Origin of the sequence: Streptomyces sp. NPDC049627 (genome assembly GCF_044465645.1) — a bacterium.
In the GTDB taxonomy this organism is placed as follows: Bacteria; Actinomycetota; Actinomycetes; order Streptomycetales; family Streptomycetaceae; genus Streptomyces.
In genome coordinates this window covers 134,315-150,477 of sequence record NZ_JBITLW010000001.1, presented here as the reverse complement: position 1 = coordinate 150,477, position 16,163 = coordinate 134,315, and the positions used below count along the sequence as shown (strand labels likewise).

Here is a 16,163-nt window from a genome sequence, read left to right as displayed (position 1 = left end):
GTTCGAACAGGTGGGGAACGGGACGGGTCCGAAGGGAGCCACATGGCGGGGCGGAACGGGCGCACGGTACGGGACCTCAGGCGGGGCAACCGTACGGCCGTATTGCGGCGCCTCTACTTCGACGGCCCCCTCAGCCGCTTCGAACTCGGCCCGGCGACCGGGCTGAGCTCCGGTTCCGTCAGCAATGTCGTCGCCGAGCTGATCGCCGACGGGCTGGTCGAGGAGGCCGGCAGCGTCGACTCCGACGGCGGCCGCCCGCGCATCCTGCTGCGAGTGGTTCCCGGCAGCGGCCACATGATCGGCGTCGACGTCGGGGAGACCCGGGTGCGGATCGGGCTGTTCGACCTGACCCTCAACGAACTCGCCCATGCCGAACGGCCCCTGGAACAGCAGCGGTACGAGGTGGACGGCATCGTCGGCCATGTGCGCGACGGCATCGCCGAGGTGCTCACGGGCGCCGGCATCGGGCCCGAGCGGCTCCTCGGCGTCGGTATCGGCGTCCCCGGCATCGTCGAGCACCCGCCGCAGGACGGTGCCGTGGTGCACGGGCAGACGATCGGCTGGGACGCGGTACCGCTGGAGCGGCTCCTGCGCGACGGCTCCCCGCTCCCGGACACCGTCCCGTACTTCATCGACAACGGTGCCAAGACCCTGGGCCAGGCCGAGATGTGGTTCGGCGGCGGACGCGGCGCCGGCAGCGCGGTCGTCGTACTCTTCGGCTCCGGCGTCGGCGCCTGTCTGGTCACCCCGGACGTGGAGCAGGGGCGGGCCGTCGAGTGGGGGCATCTGACGGTACGGGTCAGGGGGCGCCGTTGCCGGTGCGGGGCGCTCGGCTGCCTGGAGGCCTACGCGGGCGCGGAGGCCCTGCTGGAACGCTGGCGCGAGGAGGGCGGGAGCGTGCCGGAGGGCGCCGACGAGGAGACCGCGCTCGCGGTGATGCTGGCCGGCGCGTATCCGGCCGAGGGCGGGGCGGCCGACCCGGCGGCGCTCGCCGTACTGGAGGAGACGGCCGAGTACGTCGGCGCGGGGCTGTCCGACCTGATCAACCTCTTCCAGCCCGAGCGCATCCTGATCGGCGGCTGGGCGGGTCTCCAGCTCGGCGCCCGGTTCCTGCCCGACGTACGCCGTCACGCGGCCTCGTACGCCCTGCGGCACCCGGCCGGGAAGGTCACCGTCGAGCTGGGCAGGCTCGGCCCCGACGCCGTCACCGTCGGCGCCGCGGTCCTGCCGCTCAACGACTTCTTCGCCTGCGGCGGCCGCCGCGCCGAACCGGGACCCGGGGACCCGGCGCCGGCCTGGCGCACGGCACTGGCGGAGCGGGTGGCGCCCTGAGGTTTCGCCGGTGAGGCAGGCGGTACTCGCGGGGCGCTCGGACGACGCGAGGGAGGTGCACCATGGCCGACGACCGTCGCGAGGCGCCGGAACCGACCGGCGAACCGGTACCCAGGGACCTGCCGGACCAGCAGGCGGACGCGGGAGAGGACCCGTGGGAGGTGCCCGTCGAGCCCGCGGACGACACCACCGAAGCGGACGACGTCCCGGACATGGACGAGGCGGGCACGGGCCGCCAAGGAGCACCGCAGCCGGCCACCGTCCACCCCGAACACCCGACACCCGAGGAGCCGACCGGCTGAGCCGACGGCGGAGGGCAGGCCCGCCGGTCGCGTGAGCGGTCCCGGGTGGCGGCGATCGCCGAGCGGGCCGTGGGGCAGCGGCGGCGCGGCGGTGGCGTATCAGCGGCGTATCAGCTCCGCGTGGTCAGCCCGCCTTGCCTGTGTCAACGTGCGGCTCCGCCGCGTAGGGCCGGCACCCGTGCGGCGCATCAGCTCGGCTTGGGTCAGCCCACCTTGCGGCCCCGCAGCGGCTCTGTCGCCGCGCCCTCTCCGCGTTGCAGGCCCTGGAGGAACTCCTCCAGGACCTCGGGCGCCGTACGCTCCGGGTGCCAGCCCAGTTCCGTGTGCGCGCGGGTGCAGTCCATCAGCGGCAGCCTGAGGACCGCGTCGAAGAGATGCGGGGAGGCGGGCAGCAGGTGCAGCCCCCAGGCGGCGGCGATCGCCGAGCGGGCCGCCGTGCGCGGCAGCCGGACCGGGCGCGCGCCGAGCATCTCGCCGAGAAGTGCGGCGTCGACCGGCGGTTCCGCGGCGAGGTTGAACGCCCCGCGGGCGTCGGACCGCACGGCCAGCCGAAACGCCGCGGCCGCGTCATCGGTGTGCAGGGCCTGCACCCGCAGTCCCGGGATGTCGGGCAGGAACGGCAGCAGTTCGGGCCGCGCCAGCGGGCCCGGCAGGAAGCGGCCGCCGAAGATCCGGCGCTGCTCGCTCGCCGACTCCCGCTTGAAGAGGAAGGCGGGCCGCATCCGCACCACGCGGACCGAGGGATGCAGTCCCTCGAACGTGTCCAGGGCCCGTTCGAGATAGGCCTTCTCCCGGCAGTAGGCGGCGTCGGGCCACCCGTGCGTCGGCCACGACTCGTCCACGGCCTCGTCCTTCGGCCCCGGCGAGTACGCGCCGACCGACGACGCGTGCACCAGCGTCGGCACCTTCGCGGCGGCCACCGCCTCGAACACGCGGATCCCGCCCAGCACGTTCGTCCGCCAGGTCACCGCCGGATCGTGCGTGGGCTGGAACGCCCAGGCCAGATGGACGACGGCGGTGGCGCCCTCGAAGAGGCCGACGAGATCGGTCTCCTCGGACGCCAGATCGGCCTCGGCCCAGTCCGTCTTCGGCGGCGACCACTCGGGACTCCGGCGGGCCAGCCCCACCACGGAGCCGACCTCCGGATCCTCCGAGAGGAGCCGCACCACACTCGTACCGACATTGCCCGTGGCACCGGTGACCACGATCCTGCGGGTCGGTTCGCTGCTCACCTGCGGCTCCTTTCGGAGAGTGGGGACGGGAGCGCCCGAGTACCCGTCCGCGGCGCTCGCACGCGCCGGACCCCGGCTAGCCGGCGAACGCGTTCACGCCCGTCAGCTCCGCCGACAGCTGCCAAAGGCGCGCAGCCTCCTCCGGGTCGACGGCCCAGTCCTTCACGCCACGCATCGCACCGTCGGCCGGAGCGGGCTCGGCGACCTCGCAGTCCTCCAGGTACACGCCGCCCAGGCCGTCCAGCTGAGGTGAGGTCGCCGCCCAGACCTGGGTGGCGGCGCCCTGCTGCGGGGTCTTGAAGCCCTCGGGGTTCAGCGGGGTGCCGTTCTCGTCGATCCAGCCGCGCTCCACCATCTCCTCCTTGGCCATGTGCCGCTGGAGCGGGGTGAGGATGGCGCCGGGGTGCAGGGCGAAGGCGCGGACGCCGAAGTTCTTGGCGAGCCGGTCCAGGTGCACGGCGAAGAGCACGTTCGCGGTCTTGGCCTGCCCGTACGCCTGCCACTTGTCGTAGCCCCGCCGCCAGTGGACGTCGTCCCAGCGCATGCCGGTGAGATGGTGACCGCCGGAGGAGACGGAGACGACCCGCGCGCCGCCCGGTTCGAGAGCCGGCCACAGACGGTTGACGAGGGCGAAGTGACCGAGGTGGTTGATCGCGAACTGGGCCTCCCAGCCGGGCCCGACCCGTGTCTCGGGGCACGCCATGACGCCGGCGCTGTCGATGACGAAGTCGACGGTCCGGCCGGAGGCGAGGAACCGTTCGGCGAAGCCGCGCACGCTCTCCAGGTCGGCCAGGTCCAGCTCGTCCACCTCGACGCCGGGTACCCCCTCCAGCGCCCCGCGCGCATCCGCCGACCGACGCGCGGGGACGACGACGCGGGCACCGGCTTTGGTGAGCGCACGGGTGGTCTCCAGGCCGATCCCCGAGTAGCCGCCGGTGACGATCGCGAGCCTGCCGGTCAGGTCGATGCCGTGGAGGACGTCGTCGGCGGTGCTGGTGGCCCCGAAGCCGGAGCCGATCTTGTGCTGCTTGTGCTGTGCGGTGCTCATGCCCTGCACGCTACGAATTGGAGCGCTCTCGAAGTCAAGGACACGCTCTTGAGGGCAGGACACAGAAGAAAGCCCCGACCGCGACGGGGGATTCGCGATCGGGGCGGTCAGTGGTGGGGGCGGATGGCGGTCGCCTCTCGGCGAAAGGCTCCACAGGGCTTCAGCCGAACGATCGTCCCTGTGGGCAAAAGGTGAGGCCCGGGGACACTGTCCCATCCGCACCCACGGCTGGTTCAACGGGAAACCATCGGTGAGTGTTCCTGGGTTTGCCACGATACGCGGTGATCTGCGTCACGTCCCCCATACGCTCACTTCTTGCGGGTCCAGTCCAGCAGTTCGTCCGCCGTCCAGGTGGTGACCACCCGCTCGGCGGGCACCCCGCACTCCTCCGCCCGCGCACAGCCGTACCGCTGCCAGTCGAGCTGCCCGGGTGCATGCGCATCGGTGTCGACGGAGAACAGCACGCCCGCCTCCACGGCCCGCCGCAGCAGCCGCCGGGGCGGGTCCAGCCGTTCGGGCCGACTGTTGATCTCCACCGCCGTACCGGACTCGGCGCACGCGGCGAACACCTCGTCCGCGTCGAACTCCGACTCCGGCCGGCCCCGCCCGGTGACCAGCCTGCCGGTGCAGTGGCCGAGGATGTCCGCGTGCGGATTGCGTACCGCGGCGACCATGCGGCGGGTCATCGCGCGGGCGTCCATCCGCAGCTTGGAGTGCACGGACACCACCACGACGTCCAGCCGCTCCAGCAGCTCGGGCTCCTGGTCGAGCGAGCCGTCCTCGAGGATGTCGCACTCGATGCCGGTGAGCAGCCGGAACGGCGCCCAGGTCGTGTTCAGCCCCGCCACCACCTCCAACTGCTCGCGCAGCCGGTCCGCCGACAGGCCACGGGCGACGGTCAGCCGCGGCGAGTGGTCGGTCAGCACCGCCCACTCGTGCCCCAGCTCGGCCGCGGTCCGGCCCATCTCGTCGATCGGGCTGCCCCCGTCCGACCAGTCGGAGTGCAGATGGCAGTCCCCGCGCAGCAGCTCCCACAGCCGCCGCCCGTTCTCCGGCGGCGCGGCCGCGGGCCGGCCCTCCAGGTCCGTCAGATAGCCCGGCACCTGACCAGCCAGGGCCTCGCGCACCACCTGGGCCGTCTTCGGACCGACGCCCCGCAGCGACTCCAGCGTCCCGGCATCCGCCCGCGCCCGCACCTCCTCCTCGGGCAGCTCGGCCAGCGCACGGGCGGCCGTACGGAAGGCCCGCACGCGATACGTCGGCGCCAGGGACCGCTCCAGCAGAAAGGCGATCCGGTTCAGCGCCTCGACGGGATCCATCGCCACCTCCCTCTCCAGGGTTCCCCGGCCCCGCCGCCCCCGCACGGCGGCGAACGGTTTGCCGGTACGCCCCCGGGGTACTCCGGCGTCGTCCCGTCCGCGCCCGCCCCGCGAAGAGGTCCGCGATGCCGTACTTTCAGCGCCGCAGCACCGGGTGGCCGTGATGCGCCTGCCATGAGACTGCGCACCAGCTCGTGCACCGACCCCGGCTTCACCCGCGTCCGCTGCGGCCGGGGCTTCCGCTACCTGGACCTGGACGGCAGACCCCTCACCGACCCGGGCCGGCTCGCCCGTATCCGCGCCCTGACCATCCCGCCCGCGTGGCGCGACGTGTGGATCTGCCCCTGGTCCAACGGCCACCTCCAGGCCGTCGGCACCGACGACGCCGGACGCCGCCAGTACCTGTACCACGAGCGGTTCCGCGCCCAGCAGGAGGAGGCCAAGCACGAGCACGTGCGGCAGGTGGCGCAGTCCCTTCCCGAGCTGCGTGCCAAGGTCGCGCTGGACCTCGCCGGACGCGGCCTGAGCCGGGCCCGGGTCACGGCCTGTGCCGTCCGCCTGCTCGACCTGGGCTTCTTCCGGATCGGCAGCGACAGGCACACCCGGGACAGCGAGACCTACGGCCTGACGACGATGCTGCGCGAGCACGTCACCTGCGGCCGCGACGAGATCACGTTCAGCTATCCGGCCAAGGGCGGCACCGAGACCGTACGGGCGCTCGTCGATGCCCAGGCCCACACCGTCGTACGCGCCCTGCTGCGCCGTCCGCGCGGCGGGGAGCGGCTCCTCATGTACTGGGAGCGGGGCGCCTGGCGCGACCTGCACGGCGATGACCTGAACGAAGCGCTGCGCCGGCTGACCGGAACCGAGATCACCGCCAAGGACTTCCGGACCTGGCATGCGACGGTCCTCGCCGCCGTGGCGCTCGCCGTCACCGCCCGGGACGGGCGGGACACGCCCGCCGCCAGACGCCGGCAGATGAGCCGGGCGGTCCGCGAGGTCAGCCACTACCTGGGCAACACGCCCGCCGTGTGCCGCGCCTCCTACATCGACCCCCGGATCTTCGAGCTCTTCGAGCAGGGCCGGACCGTCGCCGACGCGCTCACCCGGCTCGGCGAGCACGGCGCGTTCGGGCGTCCGGCCACGCAGGGGGCCGTCGAGGCGGCGGTCCTCGATCTGCTGCGCGCATGACCCGAGGGACCTGCTGTGCACATGACCTGAAGGACCTGTTTGCCCCGAAGGGTCCGTTCACGCGGGTTGCGCTCTACGCTCTATTCATGACCGAAATCGCGAGCCCGCACATCTCACACCCGCGGATCATGGTGCTCGGGGTTCAGCCGGGCACGCCTCCGTTCCGCATCATGGAGATCGACGGTGTCGTCGTCGGCGAGGCGAGGACCGTCACCGATGTCCTGGAGACCGCCGCCGCCTTCGGTATCACCGTCCACGACCTGGACGACCCGGACGTGGTCCGCTGGGTGGGCGGCGACAAGTTCACCTGGCGCCATCGCTAGGCCGCTTCTCCCGGAGCGTCTGATCGCCGGATCGGATGTGCCGACGCAAGCCCTGCTGCTCGTCGCCCTGCTGTAGCCCCGCGCAGTACTCTGCTTGAAGTGGTGTGAGCGTAGTACTGCATCAGGAGTGGTGTCAGTGGTGAGACGGAACGACCAGCGGCGTGCGGTCCTCGTCGACGCGGCGATCGAGGTGCTGGCCCGAGAGGGCGCGCGCGGCCTGACGTTCCGGGCCGTGGATGCCGAGGCCGCCGTTCCCGCCGGCACGGCGTCCAACTACTTCGCCAGCCGCGACGACCTGCTCACTCAGGCCGGCGCCCGGGTCTATGAGCGGCTTCAGCCCGACGAGGCCACGATCGCCCGCCAGCGGGCGGCCGACCGCGACCGGGAGACCTACGCCGAGCTGATGCGCGAGCTCGTCGCCCGCGTCGCATCCTTCCGCACCGGTTACCTCGCGCTGCTGGAACTTCGCCTTGAGGCCACCCGCCGCCCCGAACTGCGCAAGGTCCTCACCGAGCGGGTCCGGGCCGACGTCGAGGCCAACGTCGCCTACCACGAGGCGTCCGGCCTCCCCGGCGACGCCACCGCCGTCAAACTGCTCATGCTCACGCTGAACTGGCTGATCGTCGAGCAGCTCACCCTGCCGGACGTCTTCACCGAGGCCGAGCGTGAACACCTGGTGAGGGCCGCGGTGGAGCGCATCGTGGCGGCGGACCGGTTGACCCCGCCCCAGAAGTGACCTGGGCCCCGGCCGGGTCGGCCGGACGTCGGACGGCCCGGGTCAGCCGACCGTCCATTTCTGGTTGGCGCCGCCCGTGCAGGTCCAGATCTGCAGCCGGGTGCCGTTGGCCGGGCTGTTGCCGGTCACGTCCAGGCACTTGTCGGCCTGCGGGTTGACGATGTCGTGCGCCGCGGTGACGGTCCATCTCTGGTTGGGGCCGCCCGTGCAGTCCCACAGCTGGACGGTCGTGCCGTCCGCGGTGCCGTTGCCGGTGGCGTCCAGGCACTTGCCGAGTGCGCGGAGGGTGCCGTCGGAGCCGGCGGTCCACTGCTGGGCGGCGGTGCCGTTGCAGTCGTAGAGCTGTACGGGGGTGCCGTTGGCGGAGTTCGCCCCGGCGACGTCCATGCACTTCCCGGACAGCCCCCTGACCGCGGCTCCGGCGGCGCTGTCGCCGGTCGTCACCGAGACGTGGTCCACCACCAGTTGCTGCGGGAAGACGGTGGAGCCGTCCGGGTCGCCGGGCCAGTAGCCGCCGACCGCGAGGTTGAGGATCAGGAAGAACGGCTTGTTGAAGACCCACTGTCGGCCACCCAGGTCGGCGGGCGTACGCCGCTGGTAGACGTTTCCGTCCACGGACCAGGTGATCGAGTCGGGCGCCCAGTCGACGGCGAAGGTGTGGAAGGCGTCGGCGAAGGCCTGCCCGTTCGGCAGGGAGTAGCCGGCGCCTATGCCGCCCGACCCGGAGTAGCCGGGGCCGTGGATCGTGCCGTGCACCGTCGAGGGCTCGTAGCCGACGTTCTCCATGATGTCGATCTCGCCCGAGTCGGGCCAGTTGACCGGTGTGCCGAGCATCCAGAACGCGGGCCACATGCCCTGCCCGCGCGGCACCTTCATCCGTGCCTCGACGTGCCCGTACTGCGCGGTGAACCTCCCGGCGGTGTTCAGCCGGGCCGAGGTGTACTGACAGGTGCCGTACCAGCACTGGTAGTTGGCCGGGTTCTCGCGCCGGGCCGTGATCACCAAATGGCCCTGGCCGTCCAATGCCGCGTTCTTGTTGCCGGACGTGTAGTACTGCCGCTCGTGGTTGTTGACGTTGTCGCCGGTCTCGGTCTGCCACTTGGACGTGTCGGCCGCGGCACCGGCGGGCCCGTCGAAGTTGTCGGAGAACGTCACCGCGGCGGCGGCCGTGTCGTCCGGCGGTCCGGCCTGTGCGGGGCCGATCGCGGCGGAGACGACGAGGACGGCCGACAGGGCGGCGAGGACAGTGGTGCGGAGCAGGCGTGGGGAGGCCATCGTGCTCCCTTCCGTACGGCGACCCGAGGGACGGGGTGCGCCGACCGAGGTGGGGGGTGAAGGGGTCGCCACTTGATTCAAGGGCTGAGATAAGGGGGCGTCAATACCTTGGTACGGACCAGAAGTCGGGAATGCTGCGGCGGCCGCCGCAGCATTCGGTTCCTAGGCTTCCCGTCATGAACGCCGCACACATCGGTGAGCTGCTCGCCGTCCTGGGCGCGGGCATCGCCGCCGGGGCGGTCAACGCCGTCGTCGGCTCGGGGACGCTGATCACGTTTCCGGTGCTGCTCGCGACCGGCCTGCCGCCCGTCACCGCCACAGTCTCCAACGCGCTCGGCCTGATCCCCGGCTCGATCAGCGGCGCCATCGGGTATCGCGGGGAACTGCGCGGCCAGCGCCGGCGCATCCTCAAGTGGAGCGCCGGTGCCCTGCTCGGCGGACTCACCGGTGCCGCGCTGCTGCTGGCCCTGCCCGCCTCGGCGTTCGAACGGATCGTGCCGGTCCTGGTGGGCCTCGCCCTCGTACTCGTCGTCCTCCAGCCGATGATCAGCGGGAGGCTGCGCAGTCGCCGCGCCCGCAAGGGCGGATCCGCCCGCCCCGACGGCGGCCCCCTGCTGCTCGCCGGACTGACCCTGGCCAGCGTCTACGGCGGCTACTTCGCCGCCGCCCAGGGCATCATCTACGTCGCCCTGATGGGCATGCTCCTCGACGACAGCCTGCAACGCCTCACCGCGGCCAAGAACGTGCTCGTCGCCGTGGTCAACTCCGTCGCCGCGCTCTTCTTCCTCGCCGTCGCGGAGTTCGACTGGACGGCCGTCGCCCTCCTCGCCGTCGGATCCGCGGCAGGCGGCCACCTCGGGGCCAGGACGGGCCGCCGCCTTCCTCCCGCCGTCCTGCGTGCGCTCATCGTCGTGGTCGGCACGGTGGCCATCGTCCAGTTGGTGTTGCGTTAGGGCGGGTATCGAAAGTGCCTGGTGGGTATGGCGGGGAGCCCGTCCGCACCTCCAGAATGATCGGATGGTCACGCTTCAGACTCCCCGTTTGATCCTGCGTCGCTGGCGCGCGGAAGACGTTGCGCCGATGGCTGCCGTCCATGCCGATCCCGAGGTCATGCGGTGGATCCGTGACGGCAGTGTCCTTGACGAACGGCAGACTCGCGGCAGGGTCCAGGCGTGGGAGAGCGAGTGGGAGTCCCAGGGATTCGGCCTGTTCGCCGTCGAGATCCGGTCCACTGGCGAGCTGGCCGGGTTCACCGGCCTTTCGGTGCCCCACTTCTTGCCGGAGGTGCTGCCGGCGGTCGAGGTCGGCTGGCGGCTGGGACGTCCCCACTGGGGGCAGGGCTTGGCCACCGAGGCCGCTGCGGCCGCTGTGCGGTTCGGCTTCGAAGAGCGAGGGCTGGAGCGGATCGTCAGCATCGCTCAAGTGGGCAACGACGCCTCTGAACGGATCATGACCAAACTGGGGATGCATCCGGTCCGTGAGACCGTCAATCCCACCTGCGGTCGGCGAGTACGGGTGTTCGAGTTGTCGTCGGACCAGTACGTCGCAACCACCTCCGCCACGGGGCGCCCGTGCTGGTCGCAGCTGTGAACGAGCGGCTGTGACCAGCACCGTCACAACGGCCCTCAGACGACGTCGAATTCGTTGCCCTCGGGGTCCTGCATGGCGGCGGCGTAGAGCCCCATGTCCGGCTCATCCTTGATCCGCAGCACGGTGGCACCGGCTTTGACCAGCCGTTCCACCGTGGCCTTGACGCGTTGTGCGCGGACGTCCAGTGGGACGTCACGGCCCCCGCCGACCTTCAGGTCGAAGTGCCACCGGTTCTTGGCGGCCTTCGGCTCCGGAACCTGCTGGAACCACACCCTCGGCCCACGTCCCGCGGGGTCGATGATCGACTCCGGAACATCCCCGGCACCGGCCGGCAACTCTGCCTCGGGCACGCCCATGGCCGCCCAGTAAGCACGCCACGAGGCGTGCCCGCCCGGCGGAGGCTCAGGCACGTAGCCGAGGGCTTCGGCCCAGAAAGCCACCATTCTCTGCGGATCGGAACAGTCGATCGTCAGCTGCACTGTCATCTCCATGGGCGCAGCATCCCAGGCAGGTCTGACAGACGATCCGCTTTCACCACCGGCCCTAGGAGCGAGCCTCCTTGGCATGCACGGCCCGGCTCAGTCGCCGGCCCAGCAGGAGGTAGCCGATGAGGGCGCCGGTCGTGTTGAGGATGACGTCGTCGATGTCGAAAGCGCGCCCCCGCACCAGCGCACCCTGCGCGCACTCGACGAGCAGCATGACGGTCGCCGTCAGCACAAGCACCCGGAGGACGCCGCGCGTGCGCGGGGCGAGTACGGGAACCAGGATGCCGAACGGTACGCCGAGCAGCAGGTTCCCGCCGATCTGCCGGACGGCGTCGCGCAGTTCGGGCTGGTCCAGATACGCCCGCAGGGAGCGGCCCGGATGCAGGTTGGTGTGGGTCAGGGCCTCCGAGGCGGGGGAGGGCTGCAGGGTGAGCCGCGCCAGGACGACGGCGAAGGCGACCATGAACGCGAAGGCGCACAGCATCGTCAGGAGGCGGGCGAGGACGCGCAGCGGGCGTCGCTCGGATCGCGGAGTGCGGCGGGGCTTGGCGGTGCGCTTGGACTTGGCGGCGTTCGCGGACTTGGAAGTGCCGGGGCGTAACGCGGCACGCGAACGTGGGGTTCCACGGGCCATGCGGTCCTCCAGTCTTCAACTTCCCTTTGTCGTAAGGGGATTACCCCCGGAACGCGCCGCGATGCCGCCGCGTCGCGCGCGGGTCGCGGGCCGCCGCGGTTTCCCTTCACGCTGTCGGGGCACTCCGGGCGGTGACCCGCGCGCGCCGCCGCACCGGTCACCACGGGTGGTGTTTGGATGACGCGTAACGGATGTAACAGGCATAACAGACAACTGGCCCGCGGAGGTGACGCATGAACCGGCGTACGACGCTCCTCGCGGTGGCCGAGTTCCTGGCCTGCTGGGCCGCGCTCGCCCTCCTGTGGCTGGTCCTCATCAGCACCGTGGACACCCTGGAACTCGCGGTCGGCGCGGGCGTCGCCGGAGTGGCCGCGCTCGCGGCGGTTTCCGCACGCCGGGCGGTGACCGGACGGTGAACGGCTATCTCCTCGCGGCCACCGTCCTGCTCGGCGGGGGAGTGGGCGCCACCCTCTGGGGCGTCGCCACCGGGCCGCTGCGCCGCCGGGTCGTGGCACAGAACCTGTCCACGGCGCTGGCCTGCCCCGGACTGCTGCTGCTCGCACAGGGGTACGACCGCCCGGCGTACGTCGATGTCGCCCTGGTCCTGGCCCTCCTCGGCCCGGTCGGCACCCTCGTCTTCGCCCGCCTCCTCACCGACGAACTGGCCGACGACCGGCCCCGAGCCTGGGGCGTGACCTGGGCGGTCGCGGGACTCGGCGCGACGGTGGTCCTGGTGCTGTGCGCGGCGGTCGGGCCGAGCCGGGCGATGGTGAAGCTCCTGGTCACGGGCGCCCTGCTGATCGGCGGGAACATCGTCGCCTCCCGCGCGCTCTCCGGCGGCTTCGCGGGGGTGCGCGGTGGCTGACGTGGTGATCGTCGTCGCGCTGCTGCTGGTCGCCGTCGCCGCGACGGTGGCCGCACTGGTCCGCGACCCCGTGCGCCAGGCCCTCGTGCTGGCCGTACTCGGCATCGTCCTCGCCGTCCTGTTCACCGCGGTGCAGGCGCCCGACGTCGCCCTGTCCCAACTGGCCGTCGGCGGCGCCCTCACCCCGCTGTTGCTGCTCCTGTCGGTCCGCAAGATCAAGCGCCGCAAGGGGCGTGAGCGATGAAACGGAAGGGGCGTGAGCGATGAACCCACGCACCCGGCTCTGGCTCGTCGCGGTCGGCGGCGGCGGCCTCGCCGCGCTCCTCGTCGCCGCCTGCCTGCGCCTGCCCGACTTCGGCGGCGACCGCCACCCCTACGGCGACCGTGCCGTGCACGCGTCCCTCACCCGGCACACCGCCAACACCGTCGCCTCCGTCAACTTCGACCAGCGCGCTTTCGACACCCTCGGCGAGATGATCATCCTCTTCGCGGCCGTCGTCGGCTGTGTCGTCCTGCTGCGGCAGACCCGCGACGAACACCGCGCCCGGCCCGAACCCGCAGACGTGGCCCCACCCGTACGCCGGTACGCCCTGATCGTCCTGCCGGTCGCCCTGGCCACGGGACTGTACGTCATCGCGCACGGGCAGTTGAGCCCCGGCGGCGGCTTCCAGGGCGGCGTCGTCACCGCGACCTCCCTGCACCTGCTGTACCTCGGCGCCGACTACCGCGCCCTGGAACGCATCCGCCCGGTCGGCCTGTACGAGGTCGGCGACGCCCTGTCCGCCTCGGCCTACCTCGTCACCGGCCTCGCGGGCCTCATCGGCGGCACGGCGTTCCTCGCCAACACCCTGCTGCCGTACGGCACGTTCAACACGCTGTCCTCCGGCGGCACCGTGCCGCTGCTGAACGCGGCCATCGGCATGGAGGTCGCCTGCGCGGTCGTCGTGCTGCTCGCCCGCTTCCTGGACCAGGCCGTCGAGATCGAGGAGGAGAGCGGGAAGTGAGAGCGCCGTGATGGATGTACTGCCCTACCTCGTCTCCGCCTGGATCTTCCTGGCCGGCTGCTACGGCCTCGCCACCAGCCGCAACCTCATCCACGCCGTCGGCTGCCTCTCCGTCTGCCAGTCCGCGACGTACGTCCTGCTGCTGGCCGTCGGCTACCGCGACGGCGCCACCGCGCCCGTCTTCTCCGACCTCGAGCCCGGCTCACGCCCCGTCGTCGACCCGGTCGTGCAGGCCCTCGCCCTGACGGACGTCGTCGTCGGCGCCACCGTCACCGCCCTCCTCCTGGCCCTCGTCATCCAGGTCTCCAAACGCCACGGCACGGTCGACCCCGACGAACTCTCCGAGCTGCGCGGCTGATGAACGACCTGCTGCCGCTGCTCGTCGCCGTACCGCTCCTCGGGGCCGCCCTCCTGGTCGCGGGCGGACGCCGGGTGCCCCGCGTCCTCGCCGAGTCCGTCGGCTGCGCCGTCTCGGCGGGCACGGCCGGACTCGCGATCGTGCTGCTGCTGAACTCCTCGCCGCCGATGACCGAATGGGTCGGCGGCTGGAACCCCGTGGGCGGCCGCAGTGTCGGCATCGTCCTGCTCGGGGACGGCCCGGGCCTGGGCATGGCCGCGCTGGCCTCCCTGCTGACGCTCGCGGCGCTGGCGTACTCCTGGCACTACTTCGACGAGCCCCCGCGCCGGCACGCCGGCTCGTTCCCCGCGCTGATGCTGCTCTTCCAGGCCGGCATGTGCGGGTTCGCGATCGCGGGCGACCTGTTCAACGCGTTCGTGTGGTTCGAGCTGATGAGCGTCGTCGCCTACGCGCTGACCGGCCACCGGGTCGAGGAGGCCAGGGCCGTGCAGGGCGCGCTGACCTTCGGGGTCGTCACCTCCCTCGGCGCGTACGCCATGCTGATGGGCATCGGGCTGCTCTACGCCCGCACCGGCGAGCTCGCCATGGCCCAGATCGGCCGCGGCCTCGACGCCCAGGGCCCACCGGACGCGCTCGTCCTCGCCGCCTTCGTGCTCGTCCTGACCGGTCTGCTGGTCAAGGCGGCCGCCGTGCCCTTCCACTTCTGGCTCCCGGACGCCCACGCCGTCGCCCCCACCCCGGTGTGCATGCTGCTGTCCGGCGTCATGGTCGAACTCGGCGCGTACGGCGTCTGGCGGGTGTACGGCACGGTCTTCGCCGGACCCGGCGGCATCCCCGCGGCCGACCTGGAGCGGGTGCTCCTCGTACTCGGCGCGGTGACGGCGGTGATCGGTGCGGTGATGTGCTGGTACCAGCGGCACATCAAACGGCTGCTGGCGTACTCGACCGTCGCCCACACGGGACTGTTCCTCATCGGCATCGGTGCCCTGACACCCGAGGCCGACGACGGGATCGCGCTGTACGTCCTCGGCCACGCCGGTGTGAAGGCCGCCCTGTTCGCCTGCACGGGCATCCTCCTCGACCGGTACGGCAGCGTCGACGAACACGCCCTGCACGGACGCGCCCGGGAACTGCGCGGCGTCGCCGTGCTCTTCGCCCTGGCCGGGCTGGCCCTCGCGGGACTGCCGCCCTTCGGCACGGCCTTCGGGAAGGCGGTCACGGAGGAGGCCGTGGGCGGCCCGCTCACCGTGCTCTACGTCGCGGCGACCGCGGTCACCGCCGGAGCCGTGCTGCGGGTCGCCGCGCGGGTCTTCCTCGGGCTTGGGCCCAGGCCGTACGACAAGGCAGGGTATGAGACCACCGGCGGCGACGAGCGGCCCGAGACCCGGCGCCGGCTCGGCCGGATCCCCGACACCATGACGGCCGTCCCCGCCCTGCTGCTCGCGGGCTCGCTCGCCGTCGGCGTGGGCCCCGGCTTCGGTGCGGTGGTGGCGCGCGCCGTCAACGAGGCCGGGTCCGGCGGCGCGGTGGTCCCCGCCCCGCACTGGAGCCCGGCCGGTGTGCTGCTGGGCCTCGCCTCGACCGCGCTCGCCCTGGGCCTCGCGACCCTGGCCGTCACCCGGCCGAGGCTCCTTGCCGCCCCGGACCGGGCGCTGCCGCTGCGGCGCCTGCAGTCCGGGCACGTCGGGGACTACGTGGCCTGGGTCCTGGTCGGCGCCACCGTGCTCGGGGCGCTGGCCCTGCCGGGCCTGGTGTCGTAGTCACAACGGAAGCCGGTCGGGGATCAGGCCCCGTACGCCACCTTCACCTCCTTGAAGCCGAGCGAGTGGAGCAGTCCTTCGAGCATGTCGGTGGTGTTCTTCTCGGCGCGTGCGGTCAGGCCGCTGTCCTTGGCCGCCTCACCGATGTGCTTCACCGCCAGCTTCTGCACGGCCTGTTCGCTGTTCGGGTTGTCGGAGAAGAGATCGCCGAGGCGGTCGAGGAGACCGCGCTGCTTGGACACGGCGTAGGAGCGGTCGGGGTCCAGGGACGGTTTGCCGAGGACGGCGTGCGGGAGGCGGAGCGTGGCGGACGTACGGTCGTCGTTGACCGTGACGTCGTCCTCGCCGACCCTTCCGAGGTCGACATAGGCGTCCACGGTGCCCGCGCCGACGTACAGGGTGCGGGTGCCGCGGATCGCGTCGGGCAGGAACTTGGCGTCCTTCTCCAGATCCACGACGATCTGGAAGTTGCCGGAGGCGGCGTCGTAGCGGCTCATGTCCTGGATGGACTGGAGCAGTGCGGGACCCGAGCGGTCGTCGGTCTCGGTGCCGAACAGGTCCTTCAGACCGGGGATCACGCTGAGCCGGATCCCGGCGAAGAAGACGACGAGCACCAGGATCAGGGCGCTCACCGCCTTCGCCCAGCCGGGCATGCGCTTGTTGATGCGCTTGATGGGAGTCGTCATGTCGACGTTCCTCCTTCCCTGTT

General features: G+C 72.0%; 20 protein-coding genes. 13 read left to right on the top strand and 7 right to left on the bottom strand.

The window, feature by feature from the left end; all coding sequences use genetic code 11:
* Positions 1–42 precede the first annotated feature (42 nt).
* Both ACIBU0_RS00690 and ACIBU0_RS00685 read left to right on the top strand, forming a co-directional pair.
* Positions 43–1,332 carry an ROK family protein gene (locus ACIBU0_RS00690; RefSeq protein ID WP_398809534.1) on the top strand — a complete coding sequence of 430 codons (1,290 nt, stop codon included), beginning with the start codon at positions 43–45 and terminating at the stop codon, positions 1,330–1,332.
* A 62-nt stretch (positions 1,333–1,394) separates the two neighbouring features.
* Positions 1,395–1,634: a hypothetical protein gene (locus ACIBU0_RS00685; RefSeq protein WP_398809531.1), complete on the top strand. Its 240-nt coding sequence runs from the start codon at positions 1,395–1,397 to the stop codon at positions 1,632–1,634.
* A gap of 203 nt (positions 1,635–1,837) precedes the next feature.
* Here ACIBU0_RS00685 and ACIBU0_RS00680 read toward each other — a convergent pair whose 3' ends face one another.
* The 3 genes from ACIBU0_RS00680 to ACIBU0_RS00670 all read right to left on the bottom strand — a co-directional run bounded on the left by ACIBU0_RS00680 (position 1,838) and on the right by ACIBU0_RS00670 (position 5,233).
* On the bottom strand, positions 1,838–2,866 hold the full coding sequence (locus tag ACIBU0_RS00680) for an SDR family oxidoreductase (RefSeq protein ID WP_398809528.1): 1,029 nt from the start codon (positions 2,864–2,866) through the stop codon (positions 1,838–1,840).
* Positions 2,867–2,942: 76 nt separating this feature from the next.
* The gene (locus ACIBU0_RS00675) at positions 2,943–3,914 is read right to left on the bottom strand and encodes an SDR family NAD(P)-dependent oxidoreductase (RefSeq protein WP_398809525.1); all 972 of its coding nucleotides are present in this window, start codon (positions 3,912–3,914) and stop codon (positions 2,943–2,945) included.
* 308 nt (positions 3,915–4,222) lie between these two features.
* Positions 4,223–5,233 (bottom strand): PHP domain-containing protein, encoded by a 1,011-nt coding sequence (locus ACIBU0_RS00670; RefSeq protein WP_398809522.1) that lies wholly within the window; start codon positions 5,231–5,233, stop codon positions 4,223–4,225.
* A gap of 174 nt (positions 5,234–5,407) precedes the next feature.
* Here ACIBU0_RS00670 and ACIBU0_RS00665 point away from each other — a divergent pair, with 174 nt between their 5' ends.
* The 3 genes from ACIBU0_RS00665 to ACIBU0_RS00655 all read left to right on the top strand — a co-directional run bounded on the left by ACIBU0_RS00665 (position 5,408) and on the right by ACIBU0_RS00655 (position 7,483).
* Complete coding sequence (locus ACIBU0_RS00665) at positions 5,408–6,424, top strand: DNA topoisomerase IB (RefSeq protein ID WP_398809519.1); 1,017 nt, start codon at positions 5,408–5,410, stop codon at positions 6,422–6,424.
* Positions 6,425–6,510: 86 nt separating this feature from the next.
* Positions 6,511–6,747, top strand: a complete 237-nt coding sequence (locus tag ACIBU0_RS00660; protein ID WP_398809516.1) for a hypothetical protein — start codon at positions 6,511–6,513, stop codon at positions 6,745–6,747.
* A gap of 136 nt (positions 6,748–6,883) precedes the next feature.
* Entirely contained in the window at positions 6,884–7,483 is a 600-nt protein-coding gene (locus ACIBU0_RS00655) for a TetR/AcrR family transcriptional regulator (RefSeq protein ID WP_398809513.1), read from the top strand.
* Positions 7,484–7,525: 42 nt separating this feature from the next.
* On the opposite strand, the gene ACIBU0_RS00650 is transcribed toward ACIBU0_RS00655, so the two are convergent.
* Complete coding sequence (locus tag ACIBU0_RS00650; protein WP_398809510.1) at positions 7,526–8,758, bottom strand: ricin-type beta-trefoil lectin domain protein; 1,233 nt, start codon at positions 8,756–8,758, stop codon at positions 7,526–7,528.
* Between the two features lie 176 nt (positions 8,759–8,934).
* Here ACIBU0_RS00650 and ACIBU0_RS00645 point away from each other — a divergent pair, with 176 nt between their 5' ends.
* The gene (locus ACIBU0_RS00645) at positions 8,935–9,711 is read left to right on the top strand and encodes a sulfite exporter TauE/SafE family protein (protein ID WP_398809506.1); all 777 of its coding nucleotides are present in this window, start codon (positions 8,935–8,937) and stop codon (positions 9,709–9,711) included.
* Between the two features lie 64 nt (positions 9,712–9,775).
* Positions 9,776–10,348: a GNAT family N-acetyltransferase gene (locus ACIBU0_RS00640; protein WP_398809503.1), complete on the top strand. Its 573-nt coding sequence runs from the start codon at positions 9,776–9,778 to the stop codon at positions 10,346–10,348.
* A gap of 35 nt (positions 10,349–10,383) precedes the next feature.
* On the opposite strand, the gene ACIBU0_RS00635 is transcribed toward ACIBU0_RS00640, so the two are convergent.
* A complete protein-coding gene (locus ACIBU0_RS00635; RefSeq protein WP_398809500.1) occupies positions 10,384–10,839 on the bottom strand; it encodes a VOC family protein in 456 nt (151 codons plus the stop codon).
* A gap of 52 nt (positions 10,840–10,891) precedes the next feature.
* Complete coding sequence (locus tag ACIBU0_RS00630) at positions 10,892–11,467, bottom strand: VanZ family protein (RefSeq protein ID WP_398809497.1); 576 nt, start codon at positions 11,465–11,467, stop codon at positions 10,892–10,894.
* Between the two features lie 233 nt (positions 11,468–11,700).
* Here ACIBU0_RS00630 and ACIBU0_RS00625 point away from each other — a divergent pair, with 233 nt between their 5' ends.
* Genes ACIBU0_RS00625 through ACIBU0_RS00600 form a run of 6 tightly spaced genes read left to right on the top strand, consistent with a single transcriptional unit; the run spans position 11,701 to position 15,454 of the window.
* On the top strand, positions 11,701–11,883 hold the full coding sequence (locus ACIBU0_RS00625; protein WP_398809495.1) for a hypothetical protein: 183 nt from the start codon (positions 11,701–11,703) through the stop codon (positions 11,881–11,883).
* A complete protein-coding gene (locus ACIBU0_RS00620; RefSeq protein ID WP_398809493.1) occupies positions 11,880–12,332 on the top strand; it encodes a monovalent cation/H+ antiporter complex subunit F in 453 nt (150 codons plus the stop codon). The genes ACIBU0_RS00625 and ACIBU0_RS00620 overlap by 4 nt, the downstream gene beginning before the upstream one ends.
* On the top strand, positions 12,325–12,576 hold the full coding sequence (locus ACIBU0_RS00615; protein WP_398809490.1) for a Na(+)/H(+) antiporter subunit B: 252 nt from the start codon (positions 12,325–12,327) through the stop codon (positions 12,574–12,576). The genes ACIBU0_RS00620 and ACIBU0_RS00615 overlap by 8 nt, the downstream gene beginning before the upstream one ends.
* 19 nt (positions 12,577–12,595) lie before the next feature.
* Positions 12,596–13,336, top strand: coding sequence for an MnhB domain-containing protein (locus ACIBU0_RS00610; RefSeq protein WP_398809487.1), 741 nt, complete (start codon positions 12,596–12,598; stop codon positions 13,334–13,336).
* 10 nt (positions 13,337–13,346) lie between these two features.
* Positions 13,347–13,694: a sodium:proton antiporter gene (locus tag ACIBU0_RS00605; protein ID WP_398811694.1), complete on the top strand. Its 348-nt coding sequence runs from the start codon at positions 13,347–13,349 to the stop codon at positions 13,692–13,694.
* The gene (locus tag ACIBU0_RS00600) at positions 13,694–15,454 is read left to right on the top strand and encodes a complex I subunit 5 family protein (protein WP_398809484.1); all 1,761 of its coding nucleotides are present in this window, start codon (positions 13,694–13,696) and stop codon (positions 15,452–15,454) included. Before ACIBU0_RS00605 ends, ACIBU0_RS00600 begins: the two co-directional genes overlap by 1 nt.
* Positions 15,455–15,477: 23 nt before the next feature.
* On the opposite strand, the gene ACIBU0_RS00595 is transcribed toward ACIBU0_RS00600, so the two are convergent.
* Complete coding sequence (locus ACIBU0_RS00595) at positions 15,478–16,140, bottom strand: DUF4230 domain-containing protein (RefSeq protein ID WP_398809481.1); 663 nt, start codon at positions 16,138–16,140, stop codon at positions 15,478–15,480.
* Positions 16,141–16,163 lie beyond the last annotated feature (23 nt).

Bases quoted from the DNA above. Each gene is read 5' to 3' on its own strand.
- ACIBU0_RS00670 (WP_398809522.1), bottom strand. From the start codon at position 5,233: ATGGATCCCGTCGAGGCGCTGAACCGGATCGCCTTTCTGCTGGAGCGG.
- ACIBU0_RS00685 (WP_398809531.1), top strand. From the start codon at position 1,395: ATGGCCGACGACCGTCGCGAGGCGCCGGAACCGACCGGCGAACCGGTA.
- ACIBU0_RS00665 (WP_398809519.1), top strand. From the start codon at position 5,408: ATGAGACTGCGCACCAGCTCGTGCACCGACCCCGGCTTCACCCGCGTC.
- ACIBU0_RS00600 (WP_398809484.1), top strand. From the start codon at position 13,694: ATGAACGACCTGCTGCCGCTGCTCGTCGCCGTACCGCTCCTCGGGGCC.
- ACIBU0_RS00605 (WP_398811694.1), top strand. From the start codon at position 13,347: ATGGATGTACTGCCCTACCTCGTCTCCGCCTGGATCTTCCTGGCCGGC.
- ACIBU0_RS00645 (WP_398809506.1), top strand. From the start codon at position 8,935: ATGAACGCCGCACACATCGGTGAGCTGCTCGCCGTCCTGGGCGCGGGC.
- ACIBU0_RS00650 (WP_398809510.1), bottom strand. From the start codon at position 8,758: ATGGCCTCCCCACGCCTGCTCCGCACCACTGTCCTCGCCGCCCTGTCG.
- ACIBU0_RS00625 (WP_398809495.1), top strand. From the start codon at position 11,701: ATGAACCGGCGTACGACGCTCCTCGCGGTGGCCGAGTTCCTGGCCTGC.
- ACIBU0_RS00610 (WP_398809487.1), top strand. From the start codon at position 12,596: ATGAACCCACGCACCCGGCTCTGGCTCGTCGCGGTCGGCGGCGGCGGC.
- ACIBU0_RS00690 (WP_398809534.1), top strand. From the start codon at position 43: ATGGCGGGGCGGAACGGGCGCACGGTACGGGACCTCAGGCGGGGCAAC.
- ACIBU0_RS00635 (WP_398809500.1), bottom strand. From the start codon at position 10,839: ATGGAGATGACAGTGCAGCTGACGATCGACTGTTCCGATCCGCAGAGA.
- ACIBU0_RS00660 (WP_398809516.1), top strand. From the start codon at position 6,511: ATGACCGAAATCGCGAGCCCGCACATCTCACACCCGCGGATCATGGTG.
- ACIBU0_RS00595 (WP_398809481.1), bottom strand. From the start codon at position 16,140: ATGACGACTCCCATCAAGCGCATCAACAAGCGCATGCCCGGCTGGGCG.
- ACIBU0_RS00675 (WP_398809525.1), bottom strand. From the start codon at position 3,914: ATGAGCACCGCACAGCACAAGCAGCACAAGATCGGCTCCGGCTTCGGG.
- ACIBU0_RS00630 (WP_398809497.1), bottom strand. From the start codon at position 11,467: ATGGCCCGTGGAACCCCACGTTCGCGTGCCGCGTTACGCCCCGGCACT.
- ACIBU0_RS00640 (WP_398809503.1), top strand. From the start codon at position 9,776: ATGGTCACGCTTCAGACTCCCCGTTTGATCCTGCGTCGCTGGCGCGCG.